General features: G+C 54.7%; 17 protein-coding genes. 11 read left to right on the plus strand and 6 right to left on the minus strand.

The window, feature by feature from the left end; all coding sequences use genetic code 11:
- Nucleotides 1-271: 271 nt before the first annotated feature.
- On the plus strand, nt 272-475 hold the full coding sequence (locus ACGYKA_RS08135; RefSeq protein ID WP_394438486.1) for a hypothetical protein: 204 nt from the start codon (nt 272-274) through the stop codon (nt 473-475).
- A gap of 359 nt (nt 476-834) precedes the next feature.
- Here ACGYKA_RS08135 and ACGYKA_RS08140 read toward each other — a convergent pair whose 3' ends face one another.
- Together ACGYKA_RS08140 and ACGYKA_RS08145 are read right to left on the minus strand one after the other, a co-directional pair.
- Complete coding sequence (locus ACGYKA_RS08140) at nt 835-1053, minus strand: hypothetical protein (RefSeq protein ID WP_394438489.1); 219 nt, start codon at nt 1051-1053, stop codon at nt 835-837.
- 259 nt (nt 1054-1312) lie between these two features.
- Entirely contained in the window at nt 1313-1609 is a 297-nt protein-coding gene (locus tag ACGYKA_RS08145; protein WP_394438492.1) for a hypothetical protein, read from the minus strand.
- A gap of 1267 nt (nt 1610-2876) precedes the next feature.
- Here ACGYKA_RS08145 and ACGYKA_RS08150 point away from each other — a divergent pair.
- Nucleotides 2877-3065, plus strand: a complete 189-nt coding sequence (locus ACGYKA_RS08150) for a hypothetical protein (RefSeq protein WP_394438495.1) — start codon at nt 2877-2879, stop codon at nt 3063-3065.
- Between the two features lie 151 nt (nt 3066-3216).
- Here ACGYKA_RS08150 and ACGYKA_RS08155 read toward each other — a convergent pair whose 3' ends face one another.
- Complete coding sequence (locus ACGYKA_RS08155) at nt 3217-5361, minus strand: hypothetical protein (protein ID WP_394438498.1); 2145 nt, start codon at nt 5359-5361, stop codon at nt 3217-3219.
- 260 nt (nt 5362-5621) lie between these two features.
- Here ACGYKA_RS08155 and ACGYKA_RS08160 point away from each other — a divergent pair, with 260 nt between their 5' ends.
- From ACGYKA_RS08160 to ACGYKA_RS08195, 8 genes are all read left to right on the plus strand, one after another.
- The gene (locus ACGYKA_RS08160) at nt 5622-5879 is read left to right on the plus strand and encodes a helix-turn-helix domain-containing protein (RefSeq protein WP_394438501.1); all 258 of its coding nucleotides are present in this window, start codon (nt 5622-5624) and stop codon (nt 5877-5879) included.
- Nucleotides 5876-7960: a site-specific integrase gene (locus ACGYKA_RS08165; RefSeq protein WP_394438504.1), complete on the plus strand. Its 2085-nt coding sequence runs from the start codon at nt 5876-5878 to the stop codon at nt 7958-7960. Before ACGYKA_RS08160 ends, ACGYKA_RS08165 begins: the two co-directional genes overlap by 4 nt.
- A 33-nt stretch (nt 7961-7993) precedes the next feature.
- Nucleotides 7994-9298 carry a hypothetical protein gene (locus tag ACGYKA_RS08170; RefSeq protein ID WP_394438507.1) on the plus strand — a complete coding sequence of 435 codons (1305 nt, stop codon included), beginning with the start codon at nt 7994-7996 and terminating at the stop codon, nt 9296-9298.
- 346 nt (nt 9299-9644) lie between these two features.
- On the plus strand, nt 9645-9989 hold the full coding sequence (locus ACGYKA_RS08175; RefSeq protein WP_394438510.1) for a hypothetical protein: 345 nt from the start codon (nt 9645-9647) through the stop codon (nt 9987-9989).
- A 431-nt stretch (nt 9990-10420) separates the two neighbouring features.
- Nucleotides 10421-10741: a transposase gene (locus ACGYKA_RS08180; RefSeq protein WP_394438513.1), complete on the plus strand. Its 321-nt coding sequence runs from the start codon at nt 10421-10423 to the stop codon at nt 10739-10741.
- Between the two features lie 154 nt (nt 10742-10895).
- Nucleotides 10896-11942: a DNA (cytosine-5-)-methyltransferase gene (gene dcm, locus ACGYKA_RS08185; RefSeq protein WP_394438516.1), complete on the plus strand. Its 1047-nt coding sequence runs from the start codon at nt 10896-10898 to the stop codon at nt 11940-11942.
- A 31-nt stretch (nt 11943-11973) separates the two neighbouring features.
- Nucleotides 11974-12255, plus strand: a complete 282-nt coding sequence (locus tag ACGYKA_RS08190) for a hypothetical protein (RefSeq protein WP_394438519.1) — start codon at nt 11974-11976, stop codon at nt 12253-12255.
- Between the two features lie 124 nt (nt 12256-12379).
- The gene (locus ACGYKA_RS08195; RefSeq protein ID WP_394438522.1) at nt 12380-13696 is read left to right on the plus strand and encodes an MvaI/BcnI family restriction endonuclease; all 1317 of its coding nucleotides are present in this window, start codon (nt 12380-12382) and stop codon (nt 13694-13696) included.
- A 64-nt stretch (nt 13697-13760) separates the two neighbouring features.
- Here the strand turns inward: ACGYKA_RS08195 and drmB are convergent, their stop codons facing one another.
- From drmB to ACGYKA_RS08210, 3 genes are read right to left on the minus strand one after another with little or no spacing between them, the layout of a single operon-like run.
- Entirely contained in the window at nt 13761-16616 is a 2856-nt protein-coding gene (gene drmB / locus ACGYKA_RS08200; protein WP_394438525.1) for a DrmB family protein, read from the minus strand.
- A 10-nt stretch (nt 16617-16626) separates the two neighbouring features.
- Nucleotides 16627-19755: a helicase-related protein gene (locus ACGYKA_RS08205; RefSeq protein ID WP_394438528.1), complete on the minus strand. Its 3129-nt coding sequence runs from the start codon at nt 19753-19755 to the stop codon at nt 16627-16629.
- 11 nt (nt 19756-19766) lie between these two features.
- Nucleotides 19767-22115 (minus strand): UvrD-helicase domain-containing protein, encoded by a 2349-nt coding sequence (locus ACGYKA_RS08210; protein WP_394438531.1) that lies wholly within the window; start codon nt 22113-22115, stop codon nt 19767-19769.
- A gap of 83 nt (nt 22116-22198) precedes the next feature.
- On the opposite strand from ACGYKA_RS08210, the gene ACGYKA_RS08215 reads away from it, so the two are divergent.
- On the plus strand, nt 22199-25114 hold the full coding sequence (locus ACGYKA_RS08215) for a hypothetical protein (RefSeq protein WP_394438534.1): 2916 nt from the start codon (nt 22199-22201) through the stop codon (nt 25112-25114).
- Nucleotides 25115-25120 lie beyond the last annotated feature (6 nt).

Consider the following 25120-nt stretch of genomic DNA (forward strand, 5'->3'; position numbering starts at 1 on the left):
TTCCATTGGCCACGCAACGCAATTATCTTAGGGAAAGCCGCGCGACGCCACCTCGATTACAGCTGTGCGCTATCGCCGATGTGCCACAGGTTCAGAGTTCACGTCACAGAAGAGGGTGGGGGCACCTGTTAATCTCGATTTTGCTACCCCTTAGTCCACAATCAAGCTTTCTAACCAACCAAGCTAAGGCGGCGCTGGGGTAGATTTAGCGCCACCCGGTTTTAGCGTCATTTTTATGATAGACTCAGTCCAGCAGAGTAGGAACACTGGAATGACAGACCAAAAACCGGATGAAGCAGACCCCAAGTGGACTGAATGGTTTATAGAGAAGATGGGCCAGCCTGGACCCGATGAGGAAGCGTTTTTCGAACGACGCCGACGTCTTGGAATTGGAGTTGGCCTCGATGAGGATGGGAACCTTGTCTATGCCAAGGACCTTCCCGAGGCCAAGAAAACCTCAAAGCCAGAGCCGTAAATAGAGGCGTTTAATGGTGAATTGAAAACCCACTTATCGGTGGTTAGGCGCTGTAGTCGTCTGGCGGCTGGGGCGCAGCGAGTGCTAAGGGGAACGGACAAAGCGCCTGAAAGTGCTTCGCGACCTGCCGCACCTTGTCATGGGGAAGTCCCATCTCTGACATGAAAGACAGTTGAAGCTCCGGGGGGATTTCAGAGAAGAAGGAGAAGGCCGGTCCCATGGCAGACTGAGCGGTCTCAATGTCTGAGATTACGGCGGCAAGCTGACAAGCCGGAAGGTTCGCACTGTATGGTGCGTTCACAGTTTCGAGGATCTTCGATGCGACGTGCATTTCTCCTCACATACGCGCCATTGGCAAGTTAGTCCCTGTCGTTATCTGACGACAGGGACGCAGCGAGTGCCTGAATACGCTTTGCTGGGCCTTTGTAACGCGCCCCTCGGACGAAACCGCCGTTAGCGCGCGCCATATCAGCGGGCGAAACTTCACCAGAACGAAGTAGTTCTTCATCGCGTTCGCGCGCGGCGGCTTTCTCAGCTGCGCGGTCTTCGAACGAAAATCTGGGCGCCTTGGGTTTCATGTTGCCTCCCTCGCGTGAAGCTTATCACATCGATGTCGATTTCCTCCTGGGAAACCGGGACACCTGTGGCCTGCCTGTGCCGCACTTGCAGAATGTGAAAAGTGCCAACTGAAGATATTAGCCTCTTCAACCATGGGGGAAGATCTGTCGAGGGGTTACATGCCACCGGCCTTCGGAGCAATTGCTTCGATTGCAAAAGTGCGCCAGAACCTAAATCTGGCGCACCGAGGGAGAACAGCGATCTCTGATCTACTGTTACTTAACGGCTGTCATTGCCGGGGCCGTAGCCACCGTAGATGTAGCCTTCGCCGGGGCTATGCTCTGCGGAGCGGGTGCTCATGACTGTGTCGGCGTCGAAGGTGTTGTCGGCTGTGCTGAATGTGATGTCATTGGCTTTGGTCGACTCAAGGGGTGCAAGCATGCGGGCTTCATCACCGTAGGTCTTCTCAGCACCGATCGAGGTATCCAGGAAGAGGTCTTGGCGGTAGGTCGATGTGTCGGCCAGAGCGGCGGTGGAAATCAGGGCGGCGGCGGCTGTTGTCATAATCAGTTTCATTCTGCGATCCTTTGATCTTACGACTGTCGCGTGATTGCGACTTCATCGTTGCTGGGGGAGTAACGGGATCAGCATGATTAGAGTTTCTGCAGTGCAGCGCACACGGTCTGTGCATCACCAAACAATTCATCGATCTCGCGAAACGGCCTACATCGACGTAGAGGCTTTACGCGGATATCTGGTCACCTGTGGCCAGCCTGTGCCGCACTTGCAGACAGACCGGCGCTCGAACTCGTGTTGGGTAATGCCGTCGGGCACATCGCCAGGCCTGCGGGTCACCGTATGACCGCACTCCCAACATCGAACCTCGATATGAGTGATGCCGGGTGAGAACAGTTCATTAATGGTGGAGGTCATATTTGATCGACATACGCCATTGCCATCATGCCGCCAATACAGCGGCTGCGACGGTTTCTCCCTCAAACTCTTCCTGTGTGTCTGCGCAGCTGTCGTAGGTCAGCTGGTCCAGCAGCTCCGCCACCTGGATAACGCGCGCTTCAAGTGCAGGGTTAGACAGCTGGGCACGGTAGTCAGGGTCTCATAAGCATTGTTCAAGTCAGCATAGGCGATTGACCATGTAGTCACTGTATTCACGCCGTCCTTACTGGGATTGATCCCGAGAGCGACGAGCTCGCAGTAAATGTAGGAGGTGGCAATGTCAGCGGCCTCATCAGCGATGCAAGGATCGTTAATCGGGCTATTGGCCAAAAGGTCCCACGCATGATCCAATAGAGCCCACCAGCGGCGCAGTGTCCCGACCTCACCAGTGAACGGCCAGCGACGAACTGCGCTGTGGCGCGCCGGATCACCGCCGCATGTTCGGTGAAACCATGTCGGCGCAGGGCGGAGATCGTCTCTTGGGTGGCCTTTACCAGGCCTCCGGCGTCCGCTGCGTGGAAGATGGTGGTGTCGGTGTCAGAAATTTTCGTCAAAATGCTTTGCTTCTATGGTGATAGGAGCAAGGTGGTTATGTTCGACTGATTCAAAAAATAGAATCTTTCCGGGTCGGCAATCCGTAAAATGAAGAAGATGGATGATATGCCCCTATGCCGGTCTTTGGCGATCGCACCTGGAGTTGATTAGCCCATTCCCGTTTGCACTGGCGGTGTAAAGCCTCTTTGCCGATACTTCGGCAGCGTAGCTTGTTTCGTCGTCACAAACGAAGGGCCCCCTGCAAAATGTGCGTGGTTCGGCATGCCTTGCGACAGAACCTGTGCTATATGTATCTTGTTCATTGCGACATGGATGACGGAACAAAGGAGAGAACATGGCTACCTTTGACATTGTTGTGTCAACCGCGTCGGTTGTTGTGGCTGGCATGACGATCGCCTATATGGCCTACTTGGCTCGGGTTAGCGGTCGGGACCGGCCGCACGATCCGGAGCGCCTGCGCCGATTTATCGCGAATGCGCCCTACCATCTCCTCAAGGGGGAAAAGAATAACGGGAGTAGATGACCGGATTCCTTATAGCGATACCTTGTCCGTGGGCGACCCACTGGCGGGGGCATTGTTGACTCTGGTCGCTAACCCAATAAAGAAGATTTCTGACGACGCCCTTGCCCAGCCAGTAGTCCAACGCCGCGGCGTTCCATTCGCAATTACTCCTTTAGAATGTCAAACCCTTCACTGACCAAGGGTCCTCGGCTCCTGCCACAATAGCTGCGCAGTCTTCCAAGTGAAGGGTCCCTCCAAAGGTCTTTGCAATTTCTTTGAAATTGCTTAGCAGCCGCTGCGAAGCCTTATTGCGTTTTAAGTATCCTTTCACCGCATTCTCGTTTTTGAAAACGCTTGGGGCTCCTGCTGCAATACTCTTGTAATCGAACTTGACCATTCTTCCTTCGACCAATGCCAGCGCAATAGCTGCCTCAATGCGGTCCCCCTGCAAATCATTCCAGCTGATTAATTCATTTACAGGCAAACCAGGTATCGGAATATTGCAAACCAGAATAACTCGTTTTCGATAGCGGGCATGTGCCAATCTGACCCTCTCGACCAGTTGCCGTGTAGCCAACTCCCGAGATTGAAGTTGTAGTCGTCGGATGCGGGCATCTGGATGACAAGGCACCATGACTGCAAACCCACTATGGTCTGCCATTTCATAAGGCACTTCAGTCAAAGGGAGCCGATGTTTTCCATTCAGGTCTGGTGCCACTAAATCGAGCGGGTTGCCGGCTGTATCGCCCCAGAGTGCACGACCTTGATCTTCGAGAGCCGATATTGGCAACTCCTGACGCCCGAGAACGATGACGGTTCCGCAGTCCTTGTAACGGTTTGAGCCTAACGACCGGCTTCCGAACCAAAGCCAATCGGCACCATGTAATTTAGTATTCAGCAAAATTTGGCATATTTCTGCGTCGCTTTTTGCGCTGAAATCCCAACCCGCGTCCTCAAATATTTTCCTGACTACTTGCTTGGTAGCTCCAACAAGAACACCCTCTTTTCTTGAGAGCTGATCTCGCAATACTTCCCTCGCAATCACCCGGCGGAAGCCTTCACGCTGTCGTTCGCTTTTCAACAGCGCGGTGCTGGACATCTGTTGATCGTGGACCTGCACTATATGCGCGTTCGGCCGTAGCGATAGCTTATGTTCAGCTTGCACATCGCATCCAATCGCAGTCAGAATTTCGGTATCCGCGTCTGCATCCAAAATTAGCATAGGTTCCTTGTGCTTAAGGGGACGGCAGCGGCTCACGCGAAGGAATTCTCTCTGATTGTTGGCAAATAGACGAAGCCGTTCGCAGTCTGCGAGGTTCTTTTGCTTGGCCTCGCCCAAGACTTCCCAAACCGCAGCGAACCGGGATACCTTGAGATGCAACCCCTCGGCGGCTTCCAGCTTCCTTTTCTGCGTTTCAATGTCCTGATCTGGCCGAATTTCGGCACCAGGTGCCTGTGCTTTCCGCTCAAGCTGAGCAAATGCCGTGTAGTGGCTTGCTGTATACGGCAGGGTTAGGGGAGATTCACCTGAACAGAGCTTTCCAACAACCTGTGCGGCAGCCGTTAGCAGCTTAGTATGGGCGGCCACTTCGGAAATCGTCAAATAAGTTCGGGGCGCTTTGAAGCTAACAACATCAATGTCCTTAATCCACAAGAGGCTTGCCCAGAATGTTTCGTCAATGACACGTAGTGACGGTTTCAGAGCGGCTGGATTAGGCAAGCTCAAATACGCGGTCGCAAGGAAATGGCAGCTGGCATCACTTTGGAATTGTTTCACGTAAGCGCACGCGTCGAAATGATCACATTGAATTACGGAACCATCTTCCGTTTTCATTTTGCAGAAGTGTTCTCCCGCCGAGATACCAATCCGGCTTGCTTTCGCGACCAGTTCAGCCTTGACGCACATCGGTCCGATCCCTTCGGTATTTCGAGCAGCTCGACCCCGGATGGCTTGCGCTTGAAGGCCTCGTGCCGTCGCATGGCAGGACGCTTCCTCAGCCAAGTCAAGGGTAGGAACGTGGAAAGCAACTGGTCTGTCGTCTCCTTCGGCGGCGCGTTCGCCCATAAGTTCTCGTTGTAGCGTGCTCTTTCCAGAGCCCGGGCTGGCTCTAATAACGGCGCTCGGCACACCTTCGCTGACGACCATTTGCCGTAAGGTTCTATCGGCGTCTTCAAGTGCGCTTCTTAGCGCTTTGCGTGCCTCTGATGCAGGGGTGAAGGGGGAGGGGACACATGCATTGGGAACTTGATATGCGCCGAAATTGCAAAACCGACCCGAGCTGTCACGGGCCGTCGCTTTTTGGTCTGTAGAAGTCATCAACTATTTCCTGATCTGTTCAGGAGGTAGATGAGTCCGGTTCGGGAAATCGAGAAGAAATCGGTTGGATTCGGAAAAAATGGTGTCATCCCGGTAGTAAATACCTCTTACCGGTTTGACACTTTTCCTTTTCAGGAGGTCGACGGAACGCCCTGATCTGAAGTCCATTTTCGGGACCGGAGGCCCAACTTTATTGCTCCGGAAATTTCCGAGAAAGCCGTGCGGAACCTAATTCCTCCGTAACCCAATGGAGGAAAAGAGTGAGAAAGCCTGTCTATTACACCGCCAACGAAGTTGCGGAAATCTTTAACCGAGATCCTCATACGATCCGGGACTGGATCAACCACGGCTGCCCGACACCAGAAGGTCTTGTGAGGCTTCAAGCCGCGAAGCTCGGCAAATCGTGGACGATCAAGGACGAGTGGCTGGCGATCTTCGAGCTTCGAGTCCGGCCTGACCCTGTGAGGCCGGACCTCGAACTCGAAATCCCCCGCGAACCTGAAAGGGAAACTCCATGACACTCGATCAAATATTGCGCAGTTACCTGGAAACCAGCGGTGAAAGCATGCGCGCGCTTTCTCTCCGTGCAGGGCTGAACCCGAAAGCCGTCAGCGACATCCTGAACATTCCCGGCCTTCGACCGCGTCATTCCACACTTTCGGCGCTGTCTACAGCAACCGGCTCGGATTTGTTTGGGGCGCAAGTGATTACCTGTGTTACCTATGCCGACCTGATCGAAAAGGCTCACCGCCAAGGAGAAAGCGGTCTGGTTTCAAGACTACGTTGGTTGTGCCGCCATGCTGGGTGGGCCCCCGAACTGAAACAAGTTTGCAAGCAGGATGTAATTGACTTTTTCGACAGTAATGAGCCTGCACGGTTCACCCTGAGCAAAGGAAGCTATGCAACCTACCGCTCGGCGTTGGTAAACGCCGCTGGGCGCGACCAGCCGCGGGAGCGCAAACGCTCTATCAATGATATAGCCGGGCACTATCAGAGAGCTTATAAAGCCATTCAAGATAGTGACCTCCCATGCTCGGCAAAATACGCCTGCGGCCCGTTTCTCGTCTTTCTGCACGAGGAGGGAATTGCTCCGGACGAGATTACCACAGCGACCCTTGCAGCTTTCTACAACTATCGCGTCGAAACATCTTCAAAGAGCGCTGCACGTTGCGAAAAGCAGGTTCGCGAGATCTCAACACTGCTGAGCCACCTCGCATCTGAACCAAAGTTGGCGCACCTCGACTTTGCGACGGCTTGCCATCCCTTTTACGACGCACGGGACAAATTCGGTGTCGATGACGCGATACTTGCGCCGCTACTGGAAGAATTCGACACCAGAGTGGCTCCCTGGGCACAGGGGAAGGTCTCACGTGATGGACTATCCCGGGCCGCGTTCATAGCGCGAATGGATCAACAAGAGGCTACCGGCGAAATCAGCGACAAGAAGGCCAAATTGCGCGCCAAACGGCAGGAGAAAGCCGAAAGGCCCGGTCAGTCCACTAAACAGGATGGCCCAAGCCGGTCGGAGTTGTTGCGCCAAGCGGGTTTCCTGGTCGGCAAACACACTTGGAAAGCCGAAACCTTAAAGACACGGCGCGGATACATTAAGTCGCTGGCTAAAGCTGTTGCTTCGTCGGCTGACGTCGTGCCCGAGACCATCGAAGAACTCACCGATCCGGAATTCCTCGACGTAGCGGCGGAGACCCTTAGCGAAGTCAACCAAGGCGATTTTCCGAGTGCTTACGTCACAAGCGTTCTCAAGACGGCGCGCAAGATCGCCCGGGACTATCTGAACCGGTCGCCGGAAGAGCTCCGTGAACTCGATGATACGATCGCGCTGCATAAGGTGAACTATCAGGGCATCGCACCGCGGAACATGTCCAAGCTCAGGCTGTTTAATGGCACCCGCATTCAGCAGACCATCGACCTGAGTGCGATGCTGCTTGCGGACATAGACGCATCGATCAAGGCGAAGCGTAAAGCCTGCCAGAAAAAGAACGGAGTGCTCCCACCGCCGGCCGAGGTGCTCGACCCTGACCTCGGTCGAGATATCATGGCCACCTTGGCCCACGATATCTTGCTGGCAAGAGCCCCTCGCAGTGCCAATGTTCTGCGTGCGCGTCTCGATTGGATCGCATGGTCTGATGGCCGCGCCCGTATCGTAGTGCCCGCTTCGGAAGTGAAAATGCGGAGTGCAGGTGATGCTGATTTGACAGTTCAGCTGGGCACGACGGCGAGCAAGCTCCTGAAAACGTATTTAGAGATCGTGCGCCCAACGATGCTGGCACCATTGCAGAAGAAAAACCCATATCTCTTTCCCGGACAGGGAAAGACGAACGCTGACGGCTACTACTCCGGCCTTCTGCATCGGGTGACAAAGAGGTTGCACCAAAAAGTCGGCGTTCGCATCAATCCGCATCTCTATCGCCACCTGATCGGCTGGATCTGGCTGAAAGACAGCCTCGATAACTTGCCCAAGGTGCAACGCCTGCTTGGGCATAAGAAATTGCAGACGACAATCAATCACTATGCCGAGCTCGACGAGAGCCTCGTTTTTGACGAATGGCTCGCGCGACTGGACAGACGCCCCGCCGCCTGAGGGCGCGAGGCAACCAAAGGAAAGCTTCAAGACATGAATGAACACCTCGCTATCTTGGCCCGTATTCGCTGCGCCGGCCCCGGTTCCTCCCCTCCGGGGCAGCACGACCTCAAGCGCCATCTCAGCGGCAGGCTGCAACAGATCGGAGCGCCTGCAATAATGGAGTTTGCTTACGTCCAAAAGGTGGCCGCTGAGGTCTGGGGCGCAGAACGCTGCGCCCATTTTGCCAGCGTTCTGCGCGAGGCGCGGGTGACCCCAAAGTCGCCTCGTCGGACCTCATGGCAAACGGCAAGAATGCGCCTTTCCGACCTTCCCGATCAATGGCAACCAATCTTCGCTGAACGGATCGAGGCTTCCGAAGCTGGCGTCCGCAAGAAGGGACAGGTTCTCTGGAGTGCCGCGCATACACAGAACGTCATTCGCGCGTTGAGCGGATGGGTTACGTATTGCAGAGCGCAGGATCTTCCGATGTCGCCAACCGGTGGAACGCTCGAGGGCTACGCAAGGGTAGTGACTCAAAAGGCTTCGGTAAGAACGGCGTCAGATTACATCAGCCGCATACTTACAGGGATCAAGCTCGTCATGCCGGGGTTCTCCTCGCAAGCCTGCGAGTTTGTGGCCTGCGATTGGCGTGAACGCGCGGCAGAAGCCGGCTCCACGACGAAAACAGGCGCCCAACTCGTTGGTGCTACGCGGATCTATGATCTTGGCTTCGACCTTATGCAGCAAGCCCGGTCCCGTCGTCTTCGCAGCCTGCATGCCGCGAAGGACTTTCGGAACGGCATCCTTCTGAGTGTCGCGGTTGCATTGCCACAACGTGCCCGGGCACTGTCCGCACTTGCGTTTGGCCGGACCCTCGACATCCCATGTGAGGGAATGGTGCACATTCACCTCCCGGCCCGCATGCTGAAGTTGCGTGAGGGTCAGAAGGCGGGGGCACCGTTCGACCGGACCCTATCCAGTCAAAAGCTCGCTTCTGCACTGGAGGAATACAGGCATTCCTATCGCCCACTGTTTGACGATAGAGACTCCCTTTTCCCGTCCATGCATGCACGTGGCGCAGCAATCAGCGAGGCTCAGATCGGCCGGCTTACAGGCGATTTGACAGAGCGCGCTTTCGGTGTGCGGGTCTCCATCCATCGGCTGCGTGACAATGTCGCCACTGAAGCCAGCGAGCACCTCGCATCAGGCGGGCGTGCCGCCACGGCCTTGCTCGGACAGCGCGACGAGCAAACGGCCCAGCGGCACTACGATCACTCCACAGGGCTGGCGTCCGCTCAGGAATTCGTTGACATGATCGAGCGACAACGTAGCTTTGAAGTCGAGCTTGATCTGTGACGACAAGGCGGCAGCGACGGCGCATACCGCTGTCTTTCGCCGGAAATTCCCTTATTTCCGAAGGGTGTTGAAAACGTCCAACTATCATCCGCACGGGATGGACGGAGGGCGTTTTTAACATTTTCTCGCCCTCGCCGGAATTTCCACAGCACGCTGAACACGGCTCGCCTTGGCCTCAACAAGAGGCCGGACCACCTCCTACAAGCCCGACGGGATTGGGTTCCTCGTATTTTTCAGCGTTTAGCGAGGCACCCCGTCCCCTGCGCAGAAGAAACCGTTTCTCGTTTTCTAAAAAAACCCAATCTCCAGTCTACCCATACGGGCAAACAACAAAAGGAACGAGACCATGACCGCCTACATCGAACTTGAAGGCATCGAACCCACGGAACTTAAGGAAATAGCTGGCGATCCGAAAGCGTCCGCGGCGTTGAACTCCAACTACCAGGATGCCGAAGCCTGCCGCCGAGTTCTTCTCGGCCAACAGGAAGCAAGGGAAGCAGTGCGGGGAGTGTCGACAAGCGAGGCGATTACGATCGCGCTTGCCTTCGGGCGTGATGACCTTCTGCCAATGTCCCATAGCGACTTTCGTTCGGCTTGGCGCCGCATTGACAACCGGCAGCGTCGGCTGGTGGATGTCGCGGCAAGGGCGAAGTGGGCGACGCAATACGAGAGCCCGGCCTGCAACGGGTAACCTGCACGTCCGCGAGCCAAACCTCTTCGTCTACGTCCATTGATTGATGGGGAGAGCCGCTGCGGCGATTTCATCTGTTCGAGCCTAAATGCGTCTTACGAAATTGGTTGATTTCACAAAGGGGATGAGCGCCATTTACAGGCAAGCGTTAAGTTTGCATTCGCAATGAGCCGAAGCGTCGTTGCGATCGGCCCCCTGCGGACTTTGGCTCCTTGCATCTTCGCTGCTGCGGCGCAGCTTCCCCGAACCCCCGCCACCCCCAAGTCCGGCCCAGCAATTTCGATCGATCCAGATAAGCATTGCGCAAAAAGGAAGCTCTGCAACGCACAGCTGAAATTCAGACATGCCCTGTGGCCAGATCCGTCGCTGGTCGACGTCCAGTCGCAGCGCTGAACGAGGTCATTCAAAAGTTCGGCCCCCCGCCTGAGATCATGAACACAGATCAAGGATCCCAGTTCACTTCCTTCGCGTGGACGGATCGGCTGCGGCGTTCCGGGGGGCGGGTCTCGATGGGTGGAAAAGGCTGGTTCCTCGACCATATCTTCATCGAGGGGCTATGGCGCACCCTGAAATACGAGTGTGTCTACCTGCGTGCCTGGAAGACCGGATCAGAGCCGAAACCGACCACCCGGAAATGGATGACCTTCTACAATCACCAGCGTCCTCACTCAGCCCTCGGCGGCAAACCAGCGGCGCTGGTCTACTGGCAGAAAATGCAATCAACTAACCCGATCTGTAGTTGCAACGAGTAGCTTAAAATACGCCAGATCTTGGCCAAGAGATAGGGAGTAGCTCACGATGCTGCTCTTTCAAAGATCTGCCAGCATGGTGTGCGAAGTGCAACGGAAGATGGCCTGGACCTGGTGCGACGGGCGAGATATGGTGAGAACAGAAAAGGACTAACACATGACCCAGGGCTTTACGTTCATTGACTTGTTTGCGGGAATCGGGGGGCTCCGGGTCGCGATGGAGAGCATTGGTGGTCATTGCGTCTTCACGTCTGAGTGGGACAAGTTTGCGCGGCAGACATATGAGGCGAACTATCGCGACAATCGCCCGATTGCGGGAGACATCCGGGACGTTGATGCGGCTGACATTCCGCCGCACAACGTGCTCGTTGCAGGGTTTCCTTGTCAGCCTTTTTCTCTTGCTGGGGTCAGCAAGAAGAACTCGCTGGGGCGACAGCATGGCTTTGCGTGTGAGACGCAGGGCACGCTGTTCTTCGATGTGGTCAGAGTGCTGGAACATCATCGACCCGAAGCGTTTCTGCTCGAGAACGTCAAGAACTTGAAGAGTCACGACAAAGGCAAGACTTTTGAAGTGATCATGGGTGCGCTCAAGGAACTTGGCTATTCTGTCGATACCCGGGTGATCGATGCGCAGCACTTTGTGCCGCAGCATCGCGAACGGATTGTCATCGTGGGGTTCCGAGAAAAGACGTCGTTCAGTTTTGACGAATTTCTCCTCCCAGAAAAGGGTCGGGTCAGGCTCGGCGACATCTTGCATCCTGAAGACGGCAGCGAGGAACCAGAAGGGCACTTCACGGAAGGCGCAGCGGCTGCTGTGAACCCCAAGTATATCCTGAGTGACCACCTCTGGGGCTATCTCCAAGCGTATGCGGCAAAACACAAGGCGGCAGGGAACGGATTTGGTTGCTCTGTCGTCGGTCCTAAAGATGTGTCCCGAACTCTGTCGGCTCGGTATCATAAGGATGGATCGGAAATTCTCATTGAGAGAGGGACGGGCGAGAACCCGAGAAGACTGACACCTCGCGAATGCGCACGCCTCATGGGTTACCCCGACACCTTCAAAATTCCCGTATCGGACACACAGGCATATCGTCAGTTTGGCAACAGCGTCGCAGTCCCGGTTTTTGAAGCCGTTGCGAAGCTGATGGCCCCACATATCGCATTGCTTCTGGATGCGCCGATGAAAGAGGCCGTTCCTGCCTGATGTTCATGACACGCAGACGCGAAGCCGCAACATGGCGGCGATCAAGGCGAAGAACACGAGGCCGGAGATAATCGTTCGAAAGGGCTTCCATCACCGCGATTTCAGATACCGTGTGCACGACCGTGCGTTGCCAAGGACGCCAGATATTGTTCTCAAGCGCTACCGAGCAATCATTGATGTAAGAAGCTGCTTTTCCACGGGCATGATTGCGGCCTATTCAAGCTGCCGGAAACGCGCTGGGAATTTTGGCAGAAGAAGATCTTGGCGAATTTTGATCGAGGCCATCGCAGCCTCGTTGAACAGCGTGACATAGGCTGGCGCAATGCTATCGTTTGAGAATGTGCGCCTCGAAGTTCCGGCAGGCTGGATATTTCCTATTTATTCGATCAACTTGAAGGATGGCTGGCTGCAGATATTAAGTTTGAAGAGTTACAAGGATGGAACACTCATTTACATCATTGAAAGAGCTGGTTGACGCGATGGGCGCACACGGGGTGACTCGTCTCTATGCGAAGCGGTTGGCTCCGAATGACAACTCAAAAAACCAAGTTTATCTCGGGGGCGGCTTCGAAGCTCTGAACGTTCTGCCACATGGTGAAGTCGAAACGGACTTCGAGCAGAGAGCCGGGTCAGTCCGCCGAAGAGACAAGGCTTCCGTGAAATTCGAGTGGATTCACGCCGAAGGGTCTTCACCCGCGCCCGATGCGCAGTTGATACTGTATCCCAAATATCCCGAAGTCCGGATGTCCGGGTTTCTTAGGGGAGCAGCCCGTGCACCAAAGGAACTCATGACCAGCCGGGACCTTGGAAGGGCTCTGTTTTTCGGCGTGGTCCCATCCGGATTAATACTTGGATATGTTTCCGCAGCGCCAAGCGGCGTTGTCAGAGAACTCGAGGCAATCGGTGATCTGCCAGACATTGGCGTTTTCCTGGATCTCACGAAACTCATATCTGCGTCTGGCAGAGACCCGAAATCTGAGCTGCTGTCTGAACTTAGACGGATCCATAAAAAGGGGTGGATCGCTGGGCAACGCTCGCACTCTGATGGCAAAGTCAGGCCGTATGCCGCGCCGAATGGCGGTGGTTACACCTTGGAAGCTGAGCTGGGCATAATTCCCAATGGAGTGGCCGAGCCAGATTTCTTGGGATGGGAACTGAAGCAATACGCAGTTCGTGATTTTGCTTCGCTGAGGGCGACCTCGCCAGTGACTTTGATGACGCCTGAACCAACGGTTGGCCGCTACTCCGAGGATTTTCATGGGTTTATGGCTTCGTTCGGCTACGATGATACGAAAGGCCGCCCGAACAGAAGAAATTTTGGCGGTATCTATCGAAACCTTGCGCCCGAAAGCGCCCGAACCGGCGTTCGAATGGTGCTTGAGGGTTACGATGCTTCAAAGGGAAAGATCGACGACCTTGGCGGAAAAGTCCTTCTTGTGAACGGAAATGATGAAGTCGCTGCCGGCTGGGAATTCGCCAATCTGCTGAACCATTGGAACAGAAAACATGCTCAAGCGGCATATGTTCCGTCAGAATCCAGCGGCAAACCCAAGAGCTATCGATATGCCGATCAAGTGCAGTTTGGGACGGGAACTGATTTCTTCATGTTCATGAAGCTTATTCACAAAGGAAAAGTGTATCTCGATCCCGCGGTCAAAGTTGAGAATGGGAAGGTCAAGAAGCGAAACCAATTCCGGGTCAACCACAGGGATTTGGCGGATCTCTATGGTCATTTCGAGACTCTGACGCTCTGAAATTTTCGGCCTATGCTTCATAACACCGGCGCTCTCAGTGTCTGATTGGAGACGCCGTTACAGACTATTGAAAGATCTCTTTGGATGCCGCTGATGCGAAGACATCGGCGTCCTTGGATACATAGCGTTGAGCAATACTTTCGCCTTTCTTGACGATCGTGCCGACCTCAGCCGCTGCTCTTTGAAGATCCGCGACGGAGAAATTCATGGACACGTAAGTGCCCGACAAGGAGAAATCCCCTTTCACGTATCTGCTGGAACCGATCCGAAGGAACTTCGAGCCAGAGCCGATCACAAAATGGCCTTTTCTTCTTGCAAGCTGACTGGTGACATAGAGACCGAACCCAGAGTTTTTCCATGTGTCATCTGTCGTTTCCGAGCCGGCTGTAATTGAGCTTTCTTGTTTGTGGACGCCGGATGTGCTTGGCAGAACTGCGAGGCGAAGAGCCTTAAGGTCGTCTCCAATGTTTGAAAATCTTTCGTTTCGTTGCAAAGACCCCAAGATGCCGATGCCATCGTCGAAAATCGTGAGCTCGACCGTGTCTCGCGTGGGCCAGTATTGACCGGTAACCCACATCGTGTCCCCGTTGCCGTGTTCCAATGCATTTCTGACGATTTCACGGAGGCAATACTTCATGAGGTCGAAAAGGTTGCCCCTCGTATCGCGCGCGATCAATCGGGCCATTCTGCCAACGCGTTGGTCAGCCAACTCGCCATAGCTCAAAGAGCCATTCTCAGCATCACTACGCCATTTTCTCAGGTCAACTGCTTGGAGTGGCAAATAGTTATCTCCGCCGGTTGCCTGTCGGCGGGGAACGTCGATACCACATTGCTCGAAGAAACCAACGTTCGCCGCATAGCCATTGGGCTCTTCGCCGGTATGTCCTACGACAATTCCCCGATCCACCGCACTTCGGATGTGCCTCGAAAGCAGCAGCATCCCGGAAGGTGTCGCAAATCCGATATTGCCGAAGTTCAATTTGATCGGATCATTAGAGCGCAGCGTGTTGCCAAACTCAATAACTCCCAGTTCGTCTCGGAAGGCTGGAACCTGCACGACTTTCACAGCTTCAATATGGGAGGGCGGGGCTGAAATTGATGCAGTTGGGCCGTTTGTTGAGAGTGGTAATGTTCTTTTCCGGGGCTTGCCCTCGGACAAGTCTTGAAAAAAGGCAAGGTCGCTTGAACAGAGCAGAGTTCGGTCAAGAAAAGAGTTAAAGCTTTCACAGCTTGTCTCGGGCAGAAAAACGCAGCTGTGGCATGCGGCGTGATTGCCGGACGCTCCGTTGCTCGCGAGACCAGCGCTACAAAGCGGGTCTGCGGAGCAAAGCTCCTGAGAGCTCACGGTTCTCAGGAAACTATGCTCAAATCGTGATGGCGCGGCTTGTCTCGATAGCCCGCCCATTGTGCCGTCGGCATCTGACGTGGAAGTGTAGATCAGAAGTCCAGCCATGTTGGAGTCGACGTAAAGCCGTTCCCTGAGTGATGTCGACGAGTATCCGCTTTCCAAGGAAAGTTCCGAAATGAGTGCATGCGCAAGAGTGTGTATCAGGATGTATCGTGCGCTCAGTTCCGCCGGCAGGCTTGATGGGTTCTCTCCTGCAGCAATTTTTACCTCCATCCACTGCGATTGAAGGCGACGGATATGCGTTTCCACGGCCGGAGAAGTCTCCCAAGTTTGCACTGCCGATTGATCAAGTGCGACGAAGATCCCCTCGCCGTTCACTTCTATTCCGGGCAGCCAGTCTTTCGGGCTTTTCGAAAGGGGCGATGGCGCTGGCTTTCCTGCTACTGACGCTTTGAGACGAGTGAAGCCAGTTAGGGCGCGGACCTCGCGCAGGCGTTCGACACTTGAGATATAGGATACGAGCCCACGCAGAGGTGCGGGAATTTCCTGAGCCGCATTCAGAAGATCCTTCTTTCCAAGTTCAGAGCCGCGTGTATCAGTGCTCAGCATCCGAAACTCAGCCAACTTGAGATCGGCTACGGCATCTTCGGCATCCTTGTCCTTCGCCTCGAAATACAAGTCACAGATTTCTTCTGCGCTTTCGCTGCCTTCCCATTCAGGAGCGACCCGCTTTTGAATAATGCGGAGTAGCATGTCGCGATCATCGTCGAAGTCCTCGAGCACTGAGCGGTTCGCGCCCAGCCGGTCGTAGAAATGAGCTCGCCAATCTGGCAACGTGATCGCGCTCTCGACCACCGGAAAATAAGTGTTGCTCGCACCCCGTTGCGTTGTCCTCGCAGGTGCTTCGCAACCGGTCTCGTAATCACCGAGCCACGGGCGGCCCCCTCTACACGCATGTCCGGGTATGCCGTTTGGAGAGAAGGCCTCGGCGATCGACCTTGTTTCAGAGCAGCCAGTGCATTTGAGCTGCAATCCAGCAATCCCGGCGCCCACTGTGATCAGCTTCAAGAGAGGTTGTTCGCAGTCGGGTTTGTGGTTGATCCATTTATCCCACGGAAAATCATTGAGGTGACCGTGCTCACAGATTGCGACAAAACGCACGGGCACAACCGCGGGTCGGCCCACGCAATGGCCGCAGTGCAGACTGTCTCCTCCGCGTGACGGAGCCCACATTCCCGACTTCTGTATCACATGGCAATCCGGGCAGGATTGCCAGTCCGGGAAGCGACGCACCGGAAGGACGCGATCACGCTTTTCGTTCTGGAACGTATATTGCCCGATCAATGGCGGTCGAAATCCTTTGATCGCGAGTTTGGCTTCCAGACGCGGCTCACGGATTAAATTCGGGTCATTCAGCCCTTTGTTGCTCGGGCCGCTATAGCCGTCCCATGCTTCGAGACCCTGCATGACGCCGGAAAGAAGTGCCCCGGACGGCTGCCTGAAGTCGACAATTGAACCGGGCCCAAAGGGTCCGATGATCTGGCTTCTGCGGATGGATCCAACGTCTTTCATGCCATGGCCCTCAAGTATCTCGCTTTGTAATCACAAATTTGGTGGACGCCTCCACCGATCGCAGTGTGTTCGGTGTCGCTCTGGCGAGCCCTTTCGAGAAATTCGAGGCTTGGCTCTCTGCTGCTTTTTCAGCAGAGATTAACAGAGCTGCGTCCGACCAGTCGTCCCAATAGCCCTTTAGGGTTCCCCGGCGGATCCAATTTTCAAGGAACTCCATAAGTTCTTTCCGCGTCGCCGTGGTTTCGGGCTCGTCAATGTCTGAGACACGCGCACAGATTTTATCGATCATATCTTCGAGTTGTGCCCGATACTTATCGGCATCGTTTGGTGAGTAAAGCATTTCCGGGACAAGGTGCCGGACCATAGCCACGAAAGGCGCGTGTAGCGCCTTATCCCGCGCTCTTGGGGCGAATGGCGTTACGCCGGTAGCCTCGACGTCACGATAAAGAGCCCCATGCCAAGTTGGAAAGTTCTCATAACGGCTTCGGTCCCGCATTTTGTTGGCGTTATAGAGCGTGACCACGAGACCGGGCACGTTGGAGCGTCCGACGCGGCTCGTTGCTTGGATGTATTCTGCAATGGTTTTGGGTTGACCGTTTACGAGCATCAGGCCGAGACGCCTGATATCCATTCCGACCGAGATCATGTTCGAGGCCAATACAATGTCCGCTGCTGCGTCGCTGTCTCGGTCCAGTTCAAGCTCTCTCAGCTTTTCTTTAATTTCGTCCGACTTGACCCGGCTGGTCAATTCGGCGGGCGGATGTAACTGTCGCTCTGTCTCATTTCGACGCTGAGAAATCAGTTGAATGCTGTGCGTAACGTCGTCCTGCATAATGATTGAGGCGCTGCCGAGTTCCCGCAGCGAGTTGAAGTAGCCGACCAGCGTCCAGTATTTGTCCGCGTCAGCGCCGACGAAGCTCGGCTCGGCGGCCGCCTGCAAGAGAGAGGCTGCGATTGCTTGATAAATGTAACTGGCCGTCCTCCCAGCAGACGTTATCCCCACATAAAGTCGGCCCGGGCTGTCTTGTTTTGTAAATGCGAAACCGGAATTCGACTGATCGATGCCAGGTGGGGGGAATTGAGATGAGTCTCGGTTAAAGAGTGATCTGATTTGATCGTCTGCTCGCCGGATCGTTGCGGTGGATCCGATGATCTTGGGCCTATGTCCTTTGTGCGAACACAGCGCGTCAATGGCTGTTTCGAAAAGCCCTGCCATAGTTCCCAATGGTCCAGAGATCAGGTGCAGTTCGTCCTGAATGATCAGATCGGGAGGGTCCCGGTGGGCATCCGCCAATCCAAAAAGTCTGCCGGTTTCAGGTTTGCTGACAATTTGGACAAACTTGTCTGCCGTGCCGATCAGGAGTGAAGGAAGTTCTCGGTAGACGTCTTCATCAACCGTCCAGAAGGGCAAGTGACCCGCAAGCCCATTTGCCGAGCATGCCTGATTGGTGCAAGTCGCAAGGACTCGTTCGCCGTTATCATCCACAGACCAATCAAGTTCCACGCCGCAGACGGGACAATCCGCCACCTGCGCAGGTGAGCCGTCCTCTCCCACCTTTGCTACTTTATTCGGGCTTGTGTCCTTTCCAACCCAGAGCCCGATAGAAATAGAAGCATCTGATTGGAAGTGATCCGGAAGTTGAACGCCAGGACATTCTTCATCCCCACGGCGCAGCATGTCGCATGCGAGGATCATGGACGCAGCCCGTTGAAATTGCTGGGCGGTCAGCAACCGGAGCGTATAGCGCATAAATGCTGTTACACCGGCGCCTGCTAAGGCGCCGCGAGCTTTCAGTCTGCGCAAGAACACGGTGTATGCTGCGAGGAGAAGGTATGCTTCTGTCTTGCCGCCGCCCGTGGGGAACCAGAGCAAGTCCATTACCGCGCGGCTTGTGTCCGTTTGGTCGCTGGTAGATCTCAGACAAAGAAGGCCAAACGCCAACTGAAATGGTCTCCAAACAAGAGAACGGATCTCTGGGTCGCCCTGACGTTTCCATTCGTTCTGGAGCCACAGAGCTCGGTTTGCGAGCCTGAAGGCCAACAAGGCTTCGGGATCGTTGGAAAGTAATTCCGCACCCTCCAACATTCGGTCCAGTGCTTCCCGGCAGGTGTCCAAGTGCCTTCGGGCAGTTTCATGGTGCTCAGGAGACAGGGCGGTGATCCTCAACTCCTGCGCCGCGATCCAATCAGAGTAGCACTGACAAAATTCTGCGAGGCCGACCATGATCTCAGAGCTGTCAGCTTCGGACAACCATTGCGATCCAAGGACCGAGCTTTCTCCTTGGTCGACGAGATTGCCGAAGAATTCCTCATCGCCGCTTGGGCTGGCGATTGGAACCTCCACCAAAGGCAACCATGCAGAAGACAGCGTAACTGCGCTGTCCCGGTTTTGACGCCAGCTAACGGAACAGGTGTGGCCGACTGCATACTCCGGGGCGTCTCTGTAAAGCATGGAATTCGACTGAATTTCCGGATCAGCAGTTTTTTGAAACACCGACGGTTTGGGCACAATCAAACCAAAATCGGGGTCTGCCTCTAAACTGAAACGAGCCTGATAAAAGTTTGCGGTATCACGCGCGACTGCGTCAGTCGACGTGGAATTCGTCTGCTGGTTCACCAGCATGACCGTTACGAGGAAGACCTCCTGATATCTCCTGCACCGCAACCAATACCCCAGCCCAGGTATCTCGGGAATTGGCGAGATCTCACTGGGAGTTTGATCGTTCACTTCAACTGATAAGGTCTTGTGATTCTGGTGCCGATGCCAGTTGAAGCGGTTTCCCGCGCTCGTGTCTTCCGGAGCGCGCGCTTCGTAGGTGCCAACCGAAACTGAAAGCGTGATAAGTGCCTCATCGCCGTCCTTTGGCGATATCGCAAACGAAACGCCCATGGAACTTGGTCGAAACGCGTTGGGTGGGGTCTTGTCTGATGTTTCGTCATCGTCATCGTTGACTATCGTGTCGTCTTCGGGCTCGATGTTCGAAACGGAGGTTTTTTGAGCATAGAGTATTCCTGAGAAATAAACTTCGGCTGGGCTGTCGCGAAGTATTTCATCTTCGCTATACGGGCCCACCAAGTCTTCATTCAGCCGATCCACAACACGCTGGCGTGCATCCATACGATTTTCGCCAATGGTCATACATTACCCTTTTAATTGGATTGAGAGCCACTTCTGACGGTGCCCTGCAAAACCGGCACGAGCGAAACCCCAATTGGTCTTCCGTCCCGTCGCGTAGTTACTACGGTGGACGCCCCCGCAATTCGCAGGGATCCAAGGGGCAGACCGAGAGATTTACCTGCCAGATAATTGAGGTTCTCCGCGAGAGGATCAATAGCTGTTGCGACAACTTTCCCGTTCTGGAGCACCAACTGCCACTCAGAGGCGATACTCTCCCTTCTGAAAGTGCAGAAGGGCTGATCGAAAGTTGCCTCCCATATAGCGTCGACCGCGTCGCGGCCGGCCAGTGGGGATAGGCCGTCGCTTCCAGACAACGCCAGTCCGCCGTCTCGCCCGGAAATCCATCTGCTTCCGTCTGACCGCGTGCGGCCGAAAACCGGACGCGTTCTTCCAAGATGAAGTCGTTTCGATGCCCGGCTTCCAGCAACAAACAGGATACGAGCTTCTTCGTCCCAGTCGACGTCTTCGCGATCCGGGATCGGCGGCATTAGAAAGAACACGTCGTCCGCTTCTTTGCCTTTCGCGCTGTGAACTGAGCCGATCAACGGGCCTGACTGTCCGATGTAATCATAAGTGATGAATATAGGATTTTGTTCGATCTTGACGATCATGTCACTTAATCGTGGGACAGCTTTGCCCGTCCCGGCAACGCTCTTCAAAAGATCATAGGCGTCATCTGACGTCCACCCAAAGGGTGCCGGAGAAAGCGCATCCATTCGTTGCTCTACATCGCTCTGTGTTAGTAGTTCGCCGGCTGTCTTACCTGCACAAATAGTGCCGATCAGTGGTTCGATTACTTGAGTGTGACCCGACAACTTCAGGCGGTGTGGTCGGCCGCGCAGCGACAATCGGACCGAGGCCGCTTCTGCCGCCATTCGGCTTCGGGTCAGGATCAGGTTGTCAAAACTCCAAGGAATCCGCTGATCCAGCAAATCTGCGCCCTTTGTCGACCCCGCGTCCTCAAGCAGTTCGCGCACCAGAAGGTATCGTTCTTTAGCCTGCAATTCTCTGTTGCCGAGGGCTTTTCGCGCGTTAAGGGCGAATGCCTTTAGTTTTGACGAACCCGCGCGGTGATTGAAGCTGAGCTCAAGTTTCTTCCAGCCCTCAGATGCCAATAAATGTGAGTGTAGATTGCTAACGGGAGGCGAGGCATTCGTGCTTTGATCAGACCAAGCTCCGTAGATCGCCTGCGCCCAATCTCCGAACACTGTAACGCCGACTGATGGAGGTAATGCGGCGATCAACTGGGTGCAGAGCTCCCATCGGATGCCGACAACATCCTGAGCTTCGTCAATGACCAGATGACCAATTCGTCCAACCCAGTCGAGCAATCGCTGTTCTCGGGCTGACAGCAAAGTTGATGCTCGGCGTATCGACCGGTCAAACCCGCCCGACGTGGCCTGTTCTTCGATAGAGCCGATCAGATGCCATGCGAAGGAATCGAGCGTGAAACATTGTATCCCAGCGCCATACACCTGATCGGCAAGCGCAGATGTGACCCTTTGAGAGATTTCCTGTGCCGCTACACGCGTAAAAGTAATCAGGTAAATACTTGCAGGACTAATGCCTGACTTCACTAATTCAATAACCCGGGCACTTGCGGTGTGTGTTTTGCCGGAGCCAGGTCCCGCACTGACGACAAGCCGGGCATTCTTGTCGTGGGAAACAACAACCTGTTGGCTGATGTCCAAGCCGCCGCTTTGGGAGGCAGAAGTGAGCGTTTGTAACGACTCCTTCAAAAAGCCGGCTGCATGGGGCGAGAGTTGCCCGTCCGGCTCGCAGCCCATATGTAGCAGAGCCCTTCTGAGGACTGGTGATAGTGGTAAAGAAGGCGACCAATTGCCATCATCAACCAGCGCTGCAATTGACGGTGCTTCCGCTTCCGAGAGGTCCGGCGAAAAATCGGACGTTTCCTGCCCGAATACAGTATCCGTTGCAATTCGGCGTAAAATCCCAAGAGGCTCTCCATCCATCGGCGGTCCTCCAAGAACAATTGTATCTTGCTCATCAATCGCCATCGCCCGACGATCAAGCAGGAGGATCATCGGCTCACCAAAAGAGGTCCATGCACCAATGTCGCCGGCAAGAACCAAGTCATCAAGGACCTCGTTTGCTATGGCGTGGGAAATCTCTTTCTCGACGCCAAGTGTCTGCGCCTTGACCGAAAGCACTGTGATGGACTTGGATCGAGAAAGTGATCCAAGTGAAAATAATTCGTGTCGCAGAAAATCAGCGAGAATCTGTCGTAGCGTCATTTGAGTTTTAAAGATTTCCTGCTTCAATTTAAGCGCCAGAGTTTCAATAATGCGGCTGCCCTTCAAGTATTATTTTCGATTGAATTTTATGTGCTTCTTGTAAGACAGTGCGCCTCGGGGAGACCGGCTTTGGGCTGGGTTAGCGGTATATGGAACGACTTTCTTTATTTGAAGAACGATTAAGCAATCATTTTACGGCCCTTTCAAGAGAGCGTGCTGAAGAGCCGGTTTTCCTGATTGAACACGGGCTTTTGCCTGCTGAGATTGCCGAGCTCATTCGAGCCGTGGGAACACTGGGAGGCGCGGTAGGCTTCAGATCAGAAATCTGGTGGCCATACCGGCTTTCCCTCGGGGCGGCACTGACTGAGTTTGGCTATCAGTATAGAGGCACGGGGACTGAATTCTGGGGGTTTGCTGAGCGCGGACTGGGGGCTGAAATTGGTCTTGCCGAACGGCCGGAAATAACGGCAGTCTTCCAGCTGCTGAGTAGAGATTACAATATCGCAAGGCCGCTCAACGATCGTTGGTCCGAAGCCTTTGGCCACATCGCGTGGCCTATCAGGAATGCGTTGGTCTCGCGTGAGATCCATAGTCCGCTTGCGCGCTTGGTCAGGGGCGCTCTTCGAGCCAGCAGCTCAGTGGTTTTCAACGCAGCATTCGTGTCGGCTTTGCGAGAAGTTGCAGCCGGCCTTACGTCAAAGCGCCTCGAAGCATGGCTCGCGGATGAAAGTCTCGCACTTTCAGTTGTCAGAGCGCTCGCCGATGGATCTACAAGGGGCCTTCAGGTCGAGCAGACGTTCATGGAGCGGCTTGAGGATGATCTACGTGGAAACCGGGAGGTCCGGCGGCTGACACTCGCTGCGCGTGCTGCGAGACAAGCTCATGATCCCGCACCGCGCAGGTTTCCGAAGCCACTCTACCAATTGTTGATGCATGAGGATGAGCCTGTCGGGCTTGCAATTCGCGGGCCTTCTCTTGATGCGGTGCAACTGGCACATCTCGATGCACTCACCAGTGGCGAATGGAGGGACGCAATCCTGAGTATTGCCGGACGCTCTGTGCCATTTCGAGAGTTTCTTTCCGGAGGAATGATATTCATTGGCCGCCCGCGAGCACTGCCAGCTCCGGACCTCAACGGAATAACCGATATCAGCGAAACAATACCGAGCCTTGTTCTGCCGTCAGAGAACCTGCTGTTCGTTGATGTGGAAAGCGATGGCTATCAACCTCAGATCCTCTCAGGATCGCGGCTGCCAGATGATGCCGGGTTTTTCGAACTGCGCTTGGCTGACGCAGACCCGGAGGACTGGGGCGCCGCCCTTTTTGGGATGAGGGCTAATTCATCCGAGGGGGCTGCGAAGCTATCGGCAAACGGGATATTGATTGCGCAGAAAGAGCTCGTCGAATTTTTCGGTGGAGCAACGCTTGTTCAGTCAGATGAAGAAGTGTCCCAGATTGAGGGACGCGAACTTTGGGTGAAGACGCAGATCGAATCTGTGGATTTGGAGGTGCGATCTGCCACCGGTGATTTCCTGTCCGCGCGTGCGTTACCGGCCGGCGATTGGGTCCGCATAGAAACAACAGACGAACCGTGCAGTCTTCATTTTTCGGACGGTCGTAGCAAGCAAGTTGCCGAGCTGACCTTCAGGAAAGGCAATAGCGTCGAGCCTCTTCGGATAGATGTTTCGCCCGAGCAGCTTACTTTGAATGACGTTGGAGCTGGACTGGGCTCACTCGACGTGAAGGCGCCGTCAAAACTGGATGGTGCGACCGTTCATGTGACGCTGTTGGATGTCCAAGGTAACCGTGTAAATAGCGAGGTTTACGTTGAAACTCTTCCAGCAGCTGTCAGCTTCTCGCTCGATGCAATGAGGCAGATCCGAGACGCAGCACTAAGATGGAGCTTCTCCGGGAAAACGGCGACGATTGTGACCAAAGTCGAGGGCCTTGCGTCAACCGTTCGTTTGCTGCCGGCCCGGTATCTCGACTGGGTTTTTGACGAAAGCCAAAGAACTTGGACCTCGAACAACGGCCGGAGCGTCCGAAGCATTACCTTTGATGCAAGCGGCAACCCAATTTCGCCCCTTTCAAAAGGTGAGAGTTGCGATTTGTCAGCCGAACTCTTGCTGCCAGACGTTGAAGGCGACGAGGCACTGGCTTTGGGGCGGTTCTTCGTCAACTCTGAGCATATAAGTCTGACGGATATCGGCACTGCAAATCCGCTTCGTATCCGAAAGAACCGAAACTCGGTAGACGAATCCGACGGCTTGATCGCAGCAACGAAAGCACTGGTCGCTTGGCAGTCCGGGAGTGCCACGAATCTGGTAGCTGATAGTATTAGGCGTCGGGTCGGTGCATCTGTTGAGGCTGGAATTGTAGAAGCAATTTGCGGTCGAGACTGGCTTGCGGTGGAAAGAAAGTTGGATTTGTCAAATTCGGGCTTTCATGAAAGCTTGGTTCGCTACTCACTGGAGCGAAAGCTTGCCGCCGGAAGCGACAACTTCGATGAGCTATCTGAAGAGCAGTTGAGAGTGCTTTCAAAGCTGCTCCTTATTGAGTTCAGAAGAGTGCTTCCATCGGTGTCGGTCCTTGTCATCCCAGACGGAGATGAGTGGCCGGCATTGGATGATGCCGTCAACGAAGCTTGGACAAATCTCGCATCTCAACTGAAAGAGGCCGGCGGCACACCTGTCGACGGTGATTGCATCGTCTTGGACGGTCAGTGGCAAAAGGCTGTGAAAGATGCACGGGAAGCCGACCTGATGCGCCCGCTCGCTCGAAAGGTATTGCCCATTACTCGGTCTATCGGCTTGGTTCAGTTGCCGTATCTGGACCTCGGCTTTGATGGCCTTATTTCGGAACTGAATAGCCGCCACATGGATGTGCAGAGGACCGGTCGTCACATTCCGCCTGAAGCCCTGCGAACGCTCTTATCGGTTTTCCTTCGACCGTCTCAGACAGTTGAAAACCCTGACTGGAGGAACCTAATAGCGCGTTTCGCTTCCGACCGATTTACAGCTCGGGCTGTGCGGTATGCCGCGCTACGATACCGCGCAGTTCATTGAAAGCGA

It is taken from the genome of Sulfitobacter sp. 1A15106, from assembly GCF_043556995.1.
Taxonomy (GTDB): Bacteria; Pseudomonadota; Alphaproteobacteria; order Rhodobacterales; family Rhodobacteraceae; genus Sulfitobacter; species Sulfitobacter faviae.